The sequence below is a fragment of the Pantoea sp. X-Soil-MYKO-1785 genome (assembly GCF_059730675.1).
Genome location: NZ_AP036000.1, coordinates 2,474,785 through 2,490,545, shown reverse-complemented (window position 1 = coordinate 2,490,545; position 15,761 = coordinate 2,474,785). Strand labels below are relative to the sequence as shown.

Sequence of the window (15,761 nt, the reverse complement as noted above, 5' to 3'; positions counted from 1 at the left end):
AAATAAAATAAATTATTGAAAAATAATCAATAATTGGTGTTTCTCTGCTGAGGAGTTAACACCCGATTCGCAATTACTTTGCCATGAAGTAAAATTACTGTTGCAAAGCGCCAATAAAATGGTGCACTTTATCCAGTAAGCGTAATCAGACGTGTTGATGTATCACACTGGAGTTCGCGCATGGGTCGATTCTTTTATGGAAAGTCTGTCTCAGTAAATAGATTGCGCTTAACCGCGAGGGCTATTCTGCCTCGTAACATCCTCCTCTCTCCAACGTTCTCTCTGGTCATTTCGCATCCCTTTTTTACCGGTATACAGCAACGCTGTGCTGCTGCTGCATGCCTGATTTCATGGCCTGTCACGGCTCTAAAGGAAGCCAACTGAAACCTCTAAAGCGTTCACGTAATCGCAACGGGCCACTGGCCTGACGCGGGAAATGAAACCAACTGTAAGGTGCCACTATGGGAAGACAGAAAGCAGTGATCAAAGCGCGTCGGGAAGCAAGACGAGTGCTTCGCAATGACTCCCGGAGTCATCGTCAGCGTGAAGAAGAATCGGTCACTTCGCTGGTGCAAATGGGTGGGCTGGACTCGATTGGCATGGCGCGCGATGTGCGTGACCGGGGACCGATAGAAGCCCGTAATGAAGCTCAGGCACACTATCTCACCGCCATAGAAACGAAACAGCTGATCTTTGCCACCGGTGAAGCCGGTTGCGGCAAAACCTGGATCAGCGCTGCGAAAGCGGCAGAGGCCCTGATTCATAAGGATATTGACAGGATTATCGTTACGCGCCCGGTGTTACAGGCCGATGAGGATCTGGGATTCCTGCCCGGTGATATCTCCGAGAAATTCGCGCCTTATTTCCGACCGGTTTACGACATTCTGGTTAAACGTCTTGGCGCGTCTTTTATGCAGTACTGTCTGCGTCCGGAAATCGCCAAGGTCGAAATCGCCCCGTTCGCCTATATGCGCGGCCGGACCTTTGAAAATGCCGTGGTTATTCTGGATGAGGCGCAAAACGTGACCGCCGCCCAGATGAAAATGTTCCTGACCCGACTGGGCGAAAACGTCACGGTCATTGTGAATGGTGATATTACCCAGTGCGACTTGCCCGCTGGGGTGCCTTCCGGTCTCGCAGACGCGCTGGCGCGTTTCGAAGAGGACGAGATGGTTGGCATCGTACGTTTCGGCAAAGAAGATTGTGTGCGTTCTGCGCTGTGTCAGCGCACCCTGCACGCCTATAGCTAGCGTTTGATTGAGTAGCAGTGTAGCGCCCAAACCCGGCTTCGGCCGGGTTTTCTTATGGTGGGGCGGGGCTTCTTACCGTCGCTGAACTCTGCACAAAACTCTGCACAAAACTATGCATAAAAAAAAGCCTGAACTTTCGTTCAGGCTCTTCTTTGAATGTGGCGGTGAGAGGGGGATTCGAACCCCCGATACGTTGCCGTATACACACTTTCCAGGCGTGCTCCTTCAGCCACTCGGACACCTCACCACATTTTTTCCATTGACCGCGCCGGGTCAACGGGGCGCTACTATAGGGAGTCGGCTGAAAAGGGTCAAGCACTATTTTTCTCTTTTGTTCTATTCGCTTAAGCTCTGAACGAATCGATTTAGCGTTGCCCACTCCGCCGGTTTTGTCATCAAACTGAAATCTCAGTGACACAAAAACATCACCCGATCGTCGCAAAATTAACGCCTGAAATCATTGGTATTTTTTGCTTACAAGGATCGAATAATGAAAAAGCTTCCTCTGTTTACCCTCTCTCTGCTCGCCTCCGTGATCGCCACCCCGGCCCTGGCGGATACCGACCTCGTTTCCCGTGCGGCGCAGGGCGATCTCAGCCAGCACGGCGGAGCACGTCGGCTGACCGGTGACCAGACTGAGGCGTTAAAAGCCTCGCTACGCAATAGCACCGCCAAAAACGTCATCCTCCTGATTGGTGATGGCATGGGTGACTCTGAAATCACCGCGGCGCGTAATCTAGCAGAAGGCGCAGGCGGCTTTTTTAAAGGTATCGATGCGCTGCCCCTGACCGGCCAGTACACCCATTATTCGTTAGATAAGAAAACCCACAAACCTAATTACGTCACCGACTCGGCCGCGTCAGCCACGGCCTGGGCAACCGGCACCAAAAGTTATAACGGTGCCATCAGCGTCGATGTTAATGGTCAGGATCAGATGACGCTGCTGGAGCTGGCGAAAGCAGCGGGCAAAGCCACCGGCGATGTCTCAACCGCTGAACTGCAGGATGCGACGCCCGCAGTGCTGTTCTCGCACGTAACCTCGCGTAAATGCTACGGACCGGAGAAGACCAGCGAACTCTGCCCGACCAACGCCGCAGAGCAGGGCGGTAAGGGATCGATTAGCGAACAGTTACTGAAAACCCGTCCCGACGTAACCTTAGGAGGCGGGGCAAAATCGTTCGCCGAGGTAGCGAAAGCCGGCGAGTATCAGGGTAAAACGCTGAATGAGCAGGCGCAGGCACTGGGCTACCAGCTGGTCAGCGACTGGCAGGGGCTTAACGCCGTTACCGTGGCCGATCAGCAAAAACCGCTGCTGGGTCTGTTCTCTGCAGGCAATATGCCGGTGCGCTGGCAGGGGCCGAAAGCCAGCTATCACGGTAATATTGATAAGCCAGTGGTGACCTGCGAAGTGAATAAAGATCGCCCGCTGTCAACGCCTACGCTGGCGCAGATGACCGCCAAAGCGATCGACCTGCTGCGTAACAATCCAAATGGCTTCTTCCTGCAGGTAGAAGGCGCCTCGATTGATAAGCAGGATCACGCGGCCAATCCTTGTGGTCAGATTGGCGAAACGGTGGATCTGGATGAAGCGGTCCAGCAGGCGCTGGCTTTTGCCCGTGAAGAGGGCAATACCCTGGTGGTGGTGACGGCAGATCATGCCCACAGCAGTCAGATTGTCGAGAACGGCACCAAAGCGCCGGGGCTGACGCAGGCGCTGACCACCAAAGACGGCGCGGTAATGACCATCAGCTACGGTAATTCAGAAGAGGATTCGCAGGAACATACCGGATCGCAGTTGCGGATTGCAGCCTATGGCCCGCATGCGGGTAACGTGGTGGGACTGACCGATCAAACCGATCTGTTCTTTACCTTAGGCAATGCCATGGGGCTGAAGCTGCCTGGCCAGTAAAAGCCGTTGCGGGGCGGTTGACGCCACCCCGCACACAACCTTAGCTCTTCACTTTATTGGCGAAGCTTTTGCGCAGCTTTTGCAATTTCGGTGGGATCACTGCCAGGCAGTAACCGTTACGCTGACCGGCACCGTCCCAGTAATCCTGATGATAGGCTTCGGCCGGATACCACTCTTTCAGCGGCTCGATGGTGGTCACCACCGGCACATCGTGATCGGCCTGGGCGCGTTGAATCGCCGCACGGGCTTCTGCTTCCTGTTCGGCATTAGCCGGGAAAATCGCTGAGCGATACTGGGTGCCAATATCGTTGCCCTGACGATTAAGCTGGGTCGGATCGTGGGTCACAAAGCTGATATCCAGTAAATCGCCATAGCTGACTTTCTCCGGATCAAAGCCGATGCGGATCGCTTCTGCGTGGCCGGTGGCACCGCTGCAGACCTGTTCGTAGGTCGGATTAGGACGGGCACCGCCGGTATAACCGCTTTCAACCGACTCCACGCCGATCACATCCTTAAATACCGCTTCGGTGCACCAGAAACAGCCACCCGCGATCACTGCATATTCGATTGCCATAATGATTTACTCCTGTCAGGTCGAAAGAGGAAAATGGGGACGAAACCCGCCGCTTTCAACTAAATCAGCATCTCTGGTTTAAAGTCTTTGCTTTTATCCAGCAGTTTATCGCTCATCACGCTGAAGCGGCCTTCACCGGTGTAGTGCAGCGTAGTGGGATATTCCGGCTGTTCAGCGACGTGGGCTTTGACAATTTCAAAGATGAACAGGTTGTAATTATCGACCATTGAATCGTCATACAGTTGGCATTCGAAGCTGGCGAAACATTCGGCGATCATCGGTGCGCGTACCACCTGCGCCGGTTCAGCTGTCAGGCCAAAAGCCTCAAATTTATCCAGCTGGTCGCCGTGGCTGTTACCAATCGCCACCACCTGATCAATCAGCGAGGCCGAAGGCACGTTGAGCACGCACTGTCCGCTGTTGCGTATCAGCTCATGGCTGAAGTTCATGCCGGCAATCATACAGCCGACCAGTGACGGGGAAAATTCAAGCACGGTGTGCCAGCCGAGGGTCATGATGTCGTGCCGATCCTCAAACTGCGAGCTGAGCAGCAGCACCGGGCCCGGCTCGAGATATTTACGCGCTTTGCTGACCGGAAAAGCGTATTTGTGCATGCGTTGACTCATGGCGGAGCTCCCTGAACGGAATGTAGCCATTAAGTGTAGAGCACCACGCCGACGCAGCGCGGGTGTCAGTCCGCAGAATCAGCAAAAGCGCTGCCGGACGCGGTTCAGCGCCCGGCAGCCGCGGCTCTTAACGGCCAACCCGCGCCTGTAGCGCCGCAGGATAGCGGTCGCCTTGTACCTCAACAGCAGCCAGCGCCTGGTTGATGCGCTGCAGATCTTCGGCGCTAAGTTGCAGCGCCGCAGCCTGCAGGTTTTCCTTCAGGCGGTGCAGTTTGGTGGTGCCCGGAATCGGTACAATCCACGGTTTTTGCGCCAGCAGCCAGGCGAGCGCGATCTGTGCCGGGGTGACGGCTTTATCCTGAGCGATAGTGGCGAGCAGATCGATCAGAGCCTGATTGGCGGCCAGCGCCTCAGGAGAAAAGCGCGGAACCTGACTGCGGAAATCGTCGCTGCCAAAGGTGCTGTCAGGCTGAATCGCGCCGGTCAGGTAGCCTTTTCCCAGCGGGCTGAACGGCACAAAGCCGATACCCAGCGCCTCCAGCGTTGGGATCATCTCTGCTTCCGGCTCACGCCACCACATCGAATATTCACTTTGTAGCGCGGTAACCGGCTGGACCGCATGAGCACGTCGCACGGTCTGCACCCCGGCTTCGGATAAGCCAAAGTGTTTCACCTTGCCTTCAGCGATCAGATCGCGGATGGTGCCCGCGACATCTTCAATCGGCACTTCGGGATCAACCCGGTGCTGATAATAGAGATCGATCACCTCGGTTTTTAATCGGCGTAGCGATCCTTCTATTGCCAGGCGAATCTGCTCCGGCCGGCTGTTAAGGATCTGCTGTTTGTTATCCTCGCCAAAGGTGAAGCCAAACTTAGTGGCGATGACCACCCGATCGCGAACCGGAGCCAGCGCCTCGCCGACCACCTCTTCATTCAGCCACGGGCCATAAACTTCAGCGGTATCGAAAAAAGTGACGCCCTGATCGACGGCGGCGCGGATTAGCGCAATCGCCTGCTGCTTATCGGTTGCCGGACCGTAACCGTGGCTCAGTCCCATGCAGCCGAGACCGAGGCTGGAGACTTCAAGCCCTGACTGACCTAATTTGCGGATTTGCACCGTTGCTCTCCTCTGAAAACGTTGCGGGGAATGCCTGAGAATAGAGCACGGCGGGCGGGCTGATTAGTGGCTTAAAAAGAGATGGGTTTATGAGCACTGCTCATAAATAGCCGGGGAGAGGGCGTTTATCTGATGCGATCAACACGAGCTTAAGGTTTCCTTAATGTGGCGCGAGGATACTCCGGTTTCAACATGAGGAGAATGCCATGAAATCTGCTACCACTGCGGTAATTACTGCCCCTGTCCGGCCTGTCAGTGAATATGCCGCGCTGCTGATCGCCGCGACGACGGTGATCCTGTTTCTGGCGGCATGGTTTAGCGCCTGATTCGGCAGCTATCAGAATTTAATGACCGCCCGGCAGCCACTGCGGTCGCGGCGGTTCTCTAAAAAGAACTGAAAACGATGCAGCTGCACAATGCGGCTGACGATGCTTAATCCCAGCCCAATCCCGCCGTAACGACTGTCCATGCGGATAAACGCTTTACTCAGTTCACCACTTTTACTTTCGTCAATGCCAGGACCTTCATCTTCTACCGTCAGGGTCGGTTGTTCGCCCGATGCCAGCCGCAAAGTGATTGCACTGTTTTTAGGGCTGTAGCGATGGGCGTTCTCGACCAGGTTACGCAGCAACATTTTCAGCAGCGTTGCGTCACCGCGCACAAACACGTCCTCTGGCAGATCGAGCGTCAGGGTTTGCTGGTGTGCATCCAGCATGCTGCTCAGTTCCGCTTCCATCGGCAAAATCACATCTTCAATCAGCGCCACGTTCTGATAGGTGCCGGAGGTGAAGGACTGTCCGGCGCGCGCCAGCTGGAGCAGCTGCGACACGCTGTTGGTCATCTGATCGAGCCGTTGCAGTAATGGCTGAACCCTGACGTCGCTGTTGCGTTCAATCAGTTCCAGATGCAGCCGCAGGCCGGCCAGTGGCGTACGCAGCTCGTGCGCCACATCGGCGGTAAACAGCCGTTCGCGCTCCAGACTGTTATTCAGCCGCGCCACCAGCTGGTTAATCGCCTGGGTCACCGCATCAATCTCCTGTACCGGACTGTGGCAGGCTATCGGGTCGAGGTTCTCTTCGCTGCGGTTTTCCAGCTCACGCTGCAGCTGATACAGCGGGCGGGTAATCCATTTTACCGCCTGATAGCAGAGCAGTAGCGTCAGGCTGATCATCACCAGGCTGGGCACCGCCAGGCTGGCCACCGCTTCATGCACCTCGCGTTCGACGTGACGATCCATGTTGCGCTTTTGCAGCTGCGCTTCGACCAGAAACTGAATTTGCTCTTTGCTCTCATGCCACAGCCAGGCGACGCTAATCACCTGGAACACCAGCAGAATCAGGCCAATGGTCAGGATCAGGCGAAAGCGCATACTGCGATGGTCAATGCGGGATTTCATGGTACCTCGCGAATCACGTCAGCCGTCACCAGCGCATAGCCAAAGCCGCGCACCGTGCGGATGGCGCTTTTGCCAATTTTGTCACGCAGGTTGTGAATATGAACCTCCAGCGTATTGGTAGACGGCTCGGTTTCCCAGTTATAGATATCCTGATAGAGGATTTCGCGGTGCACCGGATTGCCCGCTTTCAGCATCAGGCGGGAGAGAATCGCATACTCTTTCGGCGTCAGGTCCAGCAGCGTGCCGCCCAGCGTTATCTGGCGATGTGTCATATCCAGCGCCAGTGCGCCGACCATCAGCTGGCTGTCGCCCTGGTTCACGTGACGGCGGATCAGGGCGCGAATGCGCGCCAGCAGTTCATCCAGCGAGAAGGGCTTGATCAGGTAATCGTCGGCACCGGCGTCCAGCCCGGCGATACGTTCGCTGATGGTGTCGCGGGCGGTAAGGATCAACACCGGCGTCATTTTCTTCTGCCGGCGCAGGCGCAGCAGAAAATGCAGTCCGTCTTCATCCGGCAAACCCAAATCCAGCACCACCAGGCTATACAGGCCAGTGGAAAAATGCGCTTCGGCATCCCGCACCGTGGTGACGCCATCACAGACGTAGCCTTCGCCCTCCAGCGCCAGCATCAGGCCCTGCAGCAGCAGCGCATCATCTTCTACAATCAGAATTTTCATTGTGGTCGGCTCCGACACATCGTCAAAATGTCATCCGCGGGCAGATATTCATGGGTCGCGGTGCCGGTTAAACCCAGCATGGTGGAAAACAGATTATCCTGCGAAAAATCGTCTGTCGCCGCCAGTTTAGTCAGACAACCACGATTCACCGCATAACGCTGCTGATAATCATCGGACAGCCAGATCAGCATCGGCACATGTTTCTGGGTATCGGGGGCGATAGCGTAGGGCAGACCATGCAGGTATTCGCCATTTTCGCCCAGCGATTCGCCGTGATCGGACAGATAGACCAGGCTGGTGGTAAAACGGTCCTGATGGGCACGCAGCACGCCAATCGCCTTGTCGACGATGTGATCGACATTTAATAAGGTGTTGTCGTAGGTATTGACCAGCTGCTGCTGTGAACAATCCTGGATCTGATTAGTGTCACAGGTCGGGACAAACTGACGCAGCTGCGGCGGATAGCGATGACTGTAGGTCGGGCCGTGGCTGCCGATGGTGTGCAGCACGATCACCGCATTACCCTTGAGCTGATTAATGTAGTCATCCAGGCCGTGAAACAGCACGTCATCGTAACACTCACCGTTAATGCACATGCCGGGCAGGTTCAGGCTGGTCATATCCTGATGCGGCACGCGGTCGCAGGCGCCCTTACAGCCGCCATCATTTTCATTCCATAACACGCTGATGCCGGCGCGCTGAATGATATCCAGCAATCCTTCCTGATGGGCGGCCAGCACGTCGTCGTAATGGGCGCGCGGCATATTCGAAAACATGCAGGGCACGGACACCGCCGTCGCCGTACCGCACGAGATAGTATGCGGGAAATAGATCACATTATCTTTAGCCAGCAGCGGATTGGTCTGGCGGGCATAGCCGCCCAGCGAGAAATTCTGCGCCCGCGATGTTTCGCCAACGATCAGGATGGTCAGATTCTGTTTACCGCCGTTAAGCCGCTCAGGCAACTGATGGGCATCTTCGCCGATTCGCACCAGCGGCAGGTTCTCCAGCTGCTGATGCTTATACCACGACAGGCTGGCGGCGATGCTGTTGGACGGACTCAGCGCCTTCACCAGTTCGCGATTATTGCGAAACAGCGAGGCGTAATCTTTATAAAACAGCAGGGCGACCAGCAGAATGATCGCCACCGAGATCGCTATGCTGAGCAAACGCTGCACCACACCGCGCCAGTTTTGCTTTTTCAGCCGTGGCCAGAATACCAGCAGCGCCATCAGAACGCCGGAGGTCAGCAGGGTAAACAGCAGCTGCGGCGTGATCAGGGCAAACGATTCAGAGGCGGTGGTGTCCATCATATTGGTGATCATCGAACGATCGACCACGATGTTATAGGTCTGGATAAAAAACTGAGCGGTGGCTGAGAGCAGAATAAACAGCGCCATCAGTACCCGATCGAGCCAGAGAAACGAGGCAAGGGTGATCACAATGTTGATCACGCTGAACGCCACCAGCGGCATCGACAGGAAGACCAGCGTGGCGTGCAGGCTGGTCAGCGGCATCAGGGCCAGCACCTGACGGTAATAGGCCAGATTAAGGAAAACCGCGATATAAACCGCAGCAAGGATCAGCAGAGTAAGGCGGCTGATGACCGGCCTGTTCAGTGAAAATGCCATGATCAAAAAAGTCCGAATATCAAAAGTGTGCTGAGAGTGCACTTTCAATATTAGGAATACCTTAAGAAGCTTAAGCTTTCTCCGGTTTCAGCGGTTCAGGCTGGCTCAGCTGGTCAGGCTCCAGCCGGCGCTGGCGCGAAAACACCGCAGCGGCGCCGGCGGGCAACCGAACACCTCAGGCGGGTTGTGCTTACTTAACCGCAGCGGCTGGCATGAAACATGCATCTTTCTGGCATAAACCCTATTTCCGTCTACACTTAATCGGTAGATGTTCTCAGTCAGCCAGTATTGTCAGTAATGAGCTTGCAAGTTTGAGGAGAGTGACCTGTTAAATCGCCCTGTTTTGCCCCTCAATCGCCACGTTATCAGAATTTCCCTCTTGCTGACCCTACTGCGTCAGGACATCCTTGATTTGAACTCAAATTTCGAAATTCAGGAGAAGTGACGTGACCCAAGCGGTAAACAGCTCTGACACGTTCCCGACGCTGGAAGGCGGACGTTACGCCTTCTTTTTTGATGTCGATGGCACGCTGGCAGCGATACAGTCCCGTCCCGAAGCGGTGTTTATTCCTGAACAGGTTGTCGCGCAGTTGCTGCAACTCTCTGATGTTAGTCACGGTGCGCTGGCGCTGGTTTCTGGTCGGCCGATTGCGCAACTCGACGCCCTGGCTGCGCCGTGGCGCGGTCCTGCCGCTGGTGTCCACGGTGCAGAACGCCGTGATGCCGACGGGGAGATGCACCGCATTAGCCTGCCGGTCGAGGTTGAACAGGAACTCAGGACGGAACTGCAAAACGCGATGGCGTTATGGCCTGGCACCCAGCTGGAGATCAAAGGCATGGCCTTTGCGCTTCACTATCGTCAGGCAATGCAGCATGAACAGGATGTGATGCGACTGGCTGAACAGTCAGTGAAACGATTTCCGGGGCTGGCGCTTCAGCCGGGCAAATGTGTGGTGGAGATAAAACCCTTAGGTATTGATAAGGGCGCCGCCATTCGTGATTTTATGCAACAAGCGCCTTTTGCCGGATGCATTCCGGTATTTATTGGAGACGACCTGACAGACGAGAAAGGCTTTGCGGTGGTAAACGCCATGCAGGGCATTTCGATTAAGGTCGGCGAAGGTTCCAGTCAGGCACGCTTTCGGCTGAATAACGTCGAGGCGGTATATCACTGGCTGGAACGAACATTATTACGATTAAAGCAAGACAACGTCGGTAAGGAGTTTAGGTTATGAGTCGTTTAGTGGTTGTATCTAACCGTATCGCCATTCCAAATGGGGCTAAAACCAGCGCAGGCGGTCTCGCCGTCGGCATTCTGGACGCGTTGAAAAGCACAGGCGGATTGTGGTTTGGCTGGAACGGTGAAATCAGCGAGTTCTCCGGTGAAGAAGAAGATGATGTTTCGGTCCAGCAGCACGAGGGTATCGAATACGCCTCCTTCCCGTTAAGCCAGAACGAATACGATCTCTACTACTGCCAGTTCTCAAATACGGTTATCTGGCCCGCCTTCCATTATCGTCTTGATCTGGTTAAGTTCCAGCGTGAAGCCTGGGAAGGCTACTGCGAAGTTAACGACGCGGTAGCTCAGCGGTTAAAACCGCTGATTAAGCCGGATGATATTCTGTGGATCCACGATTATCATTTCCTGCCTTTTGCGGCGGCACTGCGTCGCGCCGGCATTAATAACCGTATCGGTTTCTTCCTGCATATTCCGTTCCCGACGCCAGAAATCTTCAACGCCCTGCCGCCGCATCAGGAACTGCTGGAAATGCTGTGCGAGTATGACCTGCTTGGCTTCCAGACCGAGTCGGATCGGGTCGCCTTCCTCGACAGCGTTAGCCAGCTTACGCAGTTGCAGAATAAAGGTGATAAAAAGCATCGCGCTTTCGGCAATACCTTTATGACTGAGGTTTACCCTATCGGGATTGAACCTGACAGCATTAAAGAGATGGCGGAAGGGCCGTTGCCACCGAAGATGGCGGCGATGAAAAAAGAGTTGGGTGACGCGCGCAATATTATTGCCTGTGAGCGTCTCGACTATTCTAAAGGACTGCCGGAACGCTTCCTGGCCTACGAAGCGCTGCTGGAGAACTTCCCGCAGCACCGCGGTAAAATTCGCTATTCGCAGATTGCGCCGACTTCGCGCAGCGATGTGCAGGCCTATCAGGATATTCGTCACCAGCTGGAAACCGAAGCAGGGCGCATCAACGGTAAATACGGCACGCTGGGCTGGACGCCGCTCTACTACCTTAACCAGCATTTCGACCGCCGACTGCTGATGAAAATCTTTCGCCTGACCGATGTGGGTCTGGTGACGCCGTTGCGTGACGGCATGAACCTGGTGGCGAAAGAGTATGTGGCGGCGCAGGACCCGGACGATCCGGGTGTGCTGGTGCTGTCGCGCTTTGCCGGTGCGGCCAATGAGCTGACCTCAGCGCTGATCGTCAACCCGTATGACCGCGACGAAGTGGCGGCAGCGCTCGACAAAGCGATTACCATGCCGCGTACCGAAAGAATTTCACGCTACAACGACATGATGGCGGTACTGCGTAAAAACGATATTACCGCCTGGCGCGAGAACTTCCTGAAAGACCTGGAACGCATTGCGCCACGCAGTGCTGACCACGGCACGGTAAATAAAGTCGCGACCTTTCCAAAACTCGCCTGATTAGCCGCTGCCAGGCCACGACATCGTCGGATGTCGTGGCCTTTTTTACAGCCAGCGCGCGCTGTATCCTTCCGTTACATTCAGACACCTTCGCTGCCGTTACCTTTGCCTCGCGCGGTGTTCGCCTGATGCCTGAACCGCTGGCAGATCGGCCAAAAAAAATCAAATGCGCGAAAAAACGACTGATAAGAGGCTTAGCCTGCTTTCTTTACCTTCTTAACTCAAGTTTAGCTGCCGCCTGCCGATACTTGTCAGGCTGATTAAAACTCTCGCCGATTCATTCAACTTGCTTATGTAACCCATTGTTACATCTGGTGTCGTATACTAAACAGACGACTGCAACTGTTAACGTCAGGTTGCCAGTGAGTGCCAATACTGCCGTAAAAACCTTAACGCTTTCATTACTCACCCTCTGCGATACTTACCTTAAGTAACTAATTTAAAAGCGATTGGTTACGCCATTCAGTAGCATAATATTCTGATGCGCCTGTTTTAAATGGTTCTAAATAGTGTGTTAAATCGATTAACACCGACATTAGATCGGTCGGCTATCAAACCGTGGAATAGAGCCTGTTTTACCCCCTATTAAACCTTTCTCAGGACCAATTCGACTTAAAATCGTTAATTTTTGCTTAAAAAATGAGCAACAGACAAATGATCGTAAAGGGTTGCTGAAGAAATTTGCCTTAAAAGTGTGATCTGCATCACACTTTATCTAAAATTTCACATTACTGTCGTTGTATGTGGAAATCAGACGATATAGATTTGCCTTGTTTTCGGATTAGTCTTAAAAAATGTAAGAAGACGTCACGGAAGATGGTTACAACTCGAAAATAAAATGGCCTGGATTTTTGACTTTCAGCGGGCCTGTAACCCGCACATAAGATGAAGGCAAAAAGCAGTGACATTTGCACGACACACTATTTTTTTTGCCATCTTTAGATTTACCAATCAGCAGCTCGATACGCAGATAATAATCTGTGGTGAAGTTACGTCGCGTCTCTCAGGATGGAAAAATGGGTACATCTGAATTACTAAAACATATTTACGATCTCAACTTGTCATATTTACTGCTTGCGCAGCGATTAATTAACCAGGAAAAAGCATCTGCAATGTTTCGCCTCGGTATTGATGAGAAGATGGCGGATGCATTATCTGAATTAACTCTGCCTGAAATGGTAAAAATGGCGGAAACCAATCAATTGGTTTGCCAGTTTCGTTTTACCGACAGCAGCACAATTAATCGCCTGACGCAGGAATCACGCGTGGATGATTTACAGCAAATCCACACCGGCATTTTATTATCCAGCCGTTTACTGCGTAACGCGTCTAAAGATGACGCGCCTGCTAAAAAGAGGGCGATGTGATGACTGAGAAAAGTATTGTTCAGGAAGCGCGTGATATTCAGCTCGCGATGGAGCTGATTACCCTGGGCGCGCGCTTACAGATGTTAGAAAGCGAAACCCAGCTGAGCCGTGGCCGTCTGATTAAGCTGTATAAAGAGTTGCGTGGCAGCCCGCCACCGAAAGGCATGCTGCCTTTTTCGACCGACTGGTTTATGACTTGGGAGCAGAACATTCATGCTTCCATGTTCTGTAACGCCTGGAAATTTTTACTGAAAACCGGACTGTGCAGCGGCGTTGATGCCGTGATTAAAGCCTACCGGTTATATCTCGAACAGTGTCCGCAATCGGACGAGGGCCCGCTGTTGGCGCTAACGCGTGCATGGACCCTGGTGCGATTCGTTGAAAGTGGCATGCTGGAACTGGCCGATTGCAAAAGCTGTAATGGCAGCTTTATTAATCATGCCCATCAGCCAGTCGGCAGCTTTGTCTGCAGCCTGTGCCAGCCGCCATCACGTGCCGTAAAAAGACGTAAACTTTCTGCAGATTCTGCCGATATGTTTCCACAACTGCTGGATGAACAGGTTAAACGCGCCGTTTAAGTTTGTTCGCACTGTGGAAGCCATCCAGCAGCGGTTAATACCGCTGCTTTTTTTTTGCTTCCGTTTTACGAATAACACCTGCGGCTCTCTGGCTTAACTTCCACCAACACGTTACGGACGTAAGGATTTCTTGTGCTAATAATTGTAGGTTATTTGATTGTTTTAGGCTCCGTGTTGGGCGGATATGCGCTGGTGGGCGGCCATCTCGGCGCGCTGTATCAGCCAGCCGAATTATTAATGATCGGCGGGGCCGGCGCTGGTGCATTTTTAGTGGGTAACAACGGCAAGTCGATTAAAAAAACGCTGAAAGCGTTGCCGCTGTTATTTCGCGGGTCAAAATATAACAAAGCCGTTTACATGGACCTGATGGCGCTGCTTTATCGCCTGATGGCTAAGTCGCGTCAGCAGGGGATGTTATCGCTGGAACGCGATATTGAAGATCCCAGCCAGAGCGAAATTTTTGCTAATTATCCGCGTATTCTTGCCGATAAGCAGTTAGTCGATTTTATTACCGATTATTTGCGCCTGATGGTCAGCGGCAACATGAACGCCTTCGAGATTGAAGCGTTGATGGATGAAGAGATTGAGACCTACGAACACGAGTGTGACGTACCGGCGCAAAGTATAGCAGCGGTGGGTGATGGCCTGCCGGCTTTCGGTATCGTGGCGGCGGTAATGGGGGTGGTGCACGCACTGGCCTCGGCCGATCGCCCGGCGGCGGAATTAGGTGCGCTGGTGGCCCATGCGATGGTCGGTACCTTCCTCGGTATTCTGCTGGCGTATGGCTTTATCTCACCGCTGGCGTCAGTCCTGCGGCAGAAGTGTGCTGAAACCACCAAGATGATGCAGTGCATCAAGGTAACGCTGCTCTCCAGCCTGAATGGCTATGCGCCGCAGATTGCCGTGGAATTTGGCCGTAAAACGCTCTACTCGGCAGAGCGTCCCTCTTTCAGCGAACTGGAAGAGCACGTACGTAACGCGAAAAACCCGGCTAAACAGACTTCGGACGAGACCTCATGAAGCACGGCAATCGCCCAATTGTGCTGATCAAAAAGCGCAAACATAAAGGACATGAAGGCAGCCACGGCTCATGGAAAATCGCCTATGCCGACTTTATGACGGCGATGATGGCGTTTTTTATGGTGATGTGGCTGCTCTCTATCGCTAACCCGCAGCAGCTGGTGCAGATCGCTGACTACTTTAAAACGCCGCTTAAAGTGGCGATAACCGGTGGACAGCGCAGCAGCGACAGTGAAAGCCCGATCCCTGGCGGCGGTGACGATCCGACGCAAAAGATCGGCGAAGTGAAGAAAGTGGTCGATATGGATGAGCAGAAACGCAAGCTGGACGAGATCCGTCTCAACCGGCTGCGGGAAAAACTCGATCAGCTGATTGAAGCCGATCCGCGTCTGAAAGCGCTGCGCCCGCATCTGATCATCAACATGGTGGAAGAGGGGCTGCGTATCCAGATTATCGACAGCCAGAATCGCCCGATGTTTAAGACCGGCAGAGCCGAAGTCGAGCCTTATATGCGCGACATTCTGCGCGCCATTGCGCCGATCCTGAACGGCATTCCTAACCGCATCAGCCTGGCGGGTCATACCGATGATTTTCAGTATGCCAGCGGTGACAAAGGCTACAGCAACTGGGAGTTATCGGCCGATCGCGCCAACGCCTCGCGGCGTGAACTGGTGATTGGCGGCTTAGACAGCGGCAAAATTTTGCGGGTGTTAGGCATGGCCGACACCATGCGCCTGAAAAATCGCGGCGGGAATGATGCGGTTAACCGCCGTATCAGCCTGCTGGTGTTGAACCACGACACCGAAGCGGCAATAGAAAAAGAGAACGCAGAAAGTGATGCCGTCCAGATCAGCGATCCGGCGGCGATTGAACAGATTACCGCACCTGCACCACCAGGCAGCGCGGTGAATACAGCAGCCCCCTCACAGCCGAGGTGATCCCCGTGAG

General features: G+C 53.9%; 14 protein-coding genes and 1 tRNA gene. 8 read left to right on the top strand and 7 right to left on the bottom strand.

Translation table 11 applies throughout. The features are described from left to right. Positions 1 to 461: 461 nt before the first annotated feature. Positions 462 to 1,250, top strand: a complete 789-nt coding sequence (gene phoH, locus AC6I8D_RS11990) for a phosphate starvation-inducible protein PhoH (RefSeq protein ID WP_312057319.1) — start codon at positions 462 to 464, stop codon at positions 1,248 to 1,250. Between the two features lie 159 nt (positions 1,251 to 1,409). On the opposite strand, the gene AC6I8D_RS11985 is transcribed toward phoH, so the two are convergent. After that, positions 1,410 to 1,497, bottom strand: a tRNA-Ser gene (locus AC6I8D_RS11985). A gap of 243 nt (positions 1,498 to 1,740) precedes the next feature. On the opposite strand from AC6I8D_RS11985, the gene phoA reads away from it, so the two are divergent. Continuing rightward, a complete protein-coding gene (gene phoA / locus AC6I8D_RS11980) occupies positions 1,741 to 3,159 on the top strand; it encodes an alkaline phosphatase (protein ID WP_312057320.1) in 1,419 nt (472 codons plus the stop codon). Positions 3,160 to 3,199: 40 nt separating this feature from the next. On the opposite strand, the gene msrA is transcribed toward phoA, so the two are convergent. From msrA to eptA, 6 genes are all read right to left on the bottom strand, one after another. Beyond that, positions 3,200 to 3,733, bottom strand: coding sequence for a peptide-methionine (S)-S-oxide reductase MsrA (gene msrA / locus AC6I8D_RS11975; RefSeq protein WP_312057321.1), 534 nt, complete (start codon positions 3,731 to 3,733; stop codon positions 3,200 to 3,202). 59 nt (positions 3,734 to 3,792) lie between these two features. After that, the gene (locus AC6I8D_RS11970; protein ID WP_312757298.1) at positions 3,793 to 4,359 is read right to left on the bottom strand and encodes a flavin reductase family protein; all 567 of its coding nucleotides are present in this window, start codon (positions 4,357 to 4,359) and stop codon (positions 3,793 to 3,795) included. Positions 4,360 to 4,486: 127 nt separating this feature from the next. After that, positions 4,487 to 5,476, bottom strand: a complete 990-nt coding sequence (locus AC6I8D_RS11965) for an aldo/keto reductase (RefSeq protein ID WP_497820240.1) — start codon at positions 5,474 to 5,476, stop codon at positions 4,487 to 4,489. A gap of 337 nt (positions 5,477 to 5,813) precedes the next feature. Then, positions 5,814 to 6,872, bottom strand: coding sequence for a two-component system sensor histidine kinase PmrB (gene pmrB / locus AC6I8D_RS11960; RefSeq protein WP_312057325.1), 1,059 nt, complete (start codon positions 6,870 to 6,872; stop codon positions 5,814 to 5,816). Then, positions 6,869 to 7,549: a two-component system response regulator PmrA gene (gene pmrA / locus AC6I8D_RS11955; RefSeq protein ID WP_312057327.1), complete on the bottom strand. Its 681-nt coding sequence runs from the start codon at positions 7,547 to 7,549 to the stop codon at positions 6,869 to 6,871. Before pmrA ends, pmrB begins: the two co-directional genes overlap by 4 nt. Continuing rightward, on the bottom strand, positions 7,546 to 9,180 hold the full coding sequence (gene eptA, locus AC6I8D_RS11950; RefSeq protein ID WP_497820239.1) for a phosphoethanolamine transferase EptA: 1,635 nt from the start codon (positions 9,178 to 9,180) through the stop codon (positions 7,546 to 7,548). Before eptA ends, pmrA begins: the two co-directional genes overlap by 4 nt. A gap of 446 nt (positions 9,181 to 9,626) precedes the next feature. Between eptA and otsB the strand changes: the two genes are divergently transcribed. The 6 genes from otsB to motB all read left to right on the top strand — a co-directional run bounded on the left by otsB (position 9,627) and on the right by motB (position 15,751). Then, positions 9,627 to 10,415, top strand: coding sequence for a trehalose-phosphatase (gene otsB, locus AC6I8D_RS11945; RefSeq protein ID WP_312757290.1), 789 nt, complete (start codon positions 9,627 to 9,629; stop codon positions 10,413 to 10,415). Then, complete coding sequence (gene otsA, locus AC6I8D_RS11940; protein ID WP_031376431.1) at positions 10,412 to 11,848, top strand: alpha,alpha-trehalose-phosphate synthase; 1,437 nt, start codon at positions 10,412 to 10,414, stop codon at positions 11,846 to 11,848. The genes otsB and otsA overlap by 4 nt, the downstream gene beginning before the upstream one ends. A gap of 1,016 nt (positions 11,849 to 12,864) precedes the next feature. Further along, entirely contained in the window at positions 12,865 to 13,215 is a 351-nt protein-coding gene (gene flhD, locus AC6I8D_RS11935) for a flagellar transcriptional regulator FlhD (protein WP_031376432.1), read from the top strand. Beyond that, positions 13,215 to 13,793, top strand: coding sequence for a flagellar transcriptional regulator FlhC (gene flhC, locus AC6I8D_RS11930; protein WP_312057497.1), 579 nt, complete (start codon positions 13,215 to 13,217; stop codon positions 13,791 to 13,793). Before flhD ends, flhC begins: the two co-directional genes overlap by 1 nt. Before the next feature lie 132 nt (positions 13,794 to 13,925). Further along, entirely contained in the window at positions 13,926 to 14,813 is an 888-nt protein-coding gene (motA, locus tag AC6I8D_RS11925; RefSeq protein ID WP_031376434.1) for a flagellar motor stator protein MotA, read from the top strand. Next, complete coding sequence (motB, locus tag AC6I8D_RS11920; protein ID WP_312057499.1) at positions 14,810 to 15,751, top strand: flagellar motor protein MotB; 942 nt, start codon at positions 14,810 to 14,812, stop codon at positions 15,749 to 15,751. The genes motA and motB overlap by 4 nt, the downstream gene beginning before the upstream one ends. Positions 15,752 to 15,761: the final 10 nt, after the last annotated feature.

Bases quoted from the DNA above. Each gene is read 5' to 3' on its own strand.
- phoA (WP_312057320.1), top strand. From the start codon at position 1,741: ATGAAAAAGCTTCCTCTGTTTACCCTCTCTCTGCTCGCCTCCGTGATC.
- pmrA (WP_312057327.1), bottom strand. From the start codon at position 7,549: ATGAAAATTCTGATTGTAGAAGATGATGCGCTGCTGCTGCAGGGCCTG.
- msrA (WP_312057321.1), bottom strand. From the start codon at position 3,733: ATGGCAATCGAATATGCAGTGATCGCGGGTGGCTGTTTCTGGTGCACC.
- flhD (WP_031376432.1), top strand. From the start codon at position 12,865: ATGGGTACATCTGAATTACTAAAACATATTTACGATCTCAACTTGTCA.
- pmrB (WP_312057325.1), bottom strand. From the start codon at position 6,872: ATGAAATCCCGCATTGACCATCGCAGTATGCGCTTTCGCCTGATCCTG.
- eptA (WP_497820239.1), bottom strand. From the start codon at position 9,180: ATGGCATTTTCACTGAACAGGCCGGTCATCAGCCGCCTTACTCTGCTG.
- flhC (WP_312057497.1), top strand. From the start codon at position 13,215: ATGACTGAGAAAAGTATTGTTCAGGAAGCGCGTGATATTCAGCTCGCG.
- AC6I8D_RS11970 (WP_312757298.1), bottom strand. From the start codon at position 4,359: ATGAGTCAACGCATGCACAAATACGCTTTTCCGGTCAGCAAAGCGCGT.
- otsA (WP_031376431.1), top strand. From the start codon at position 10,412: ATGAGTCGTTTAGTGGTTGTATCTAACCGTATCGCCATTCCAAATGGG.
- motB (WP_312057499.1), top strand. From the start codon at position 14,810: ATGAAGCACGGCAATCGCCCAATTGTGCTGATCAAAAAGCGCAAACAT.
- phoH (WP_312057319.1), top strand. From the start codon at position 462: ATGGGAAGACAGAAAGCAGTGATCAAAGCGCGTCGGGAAGCAAGACGA.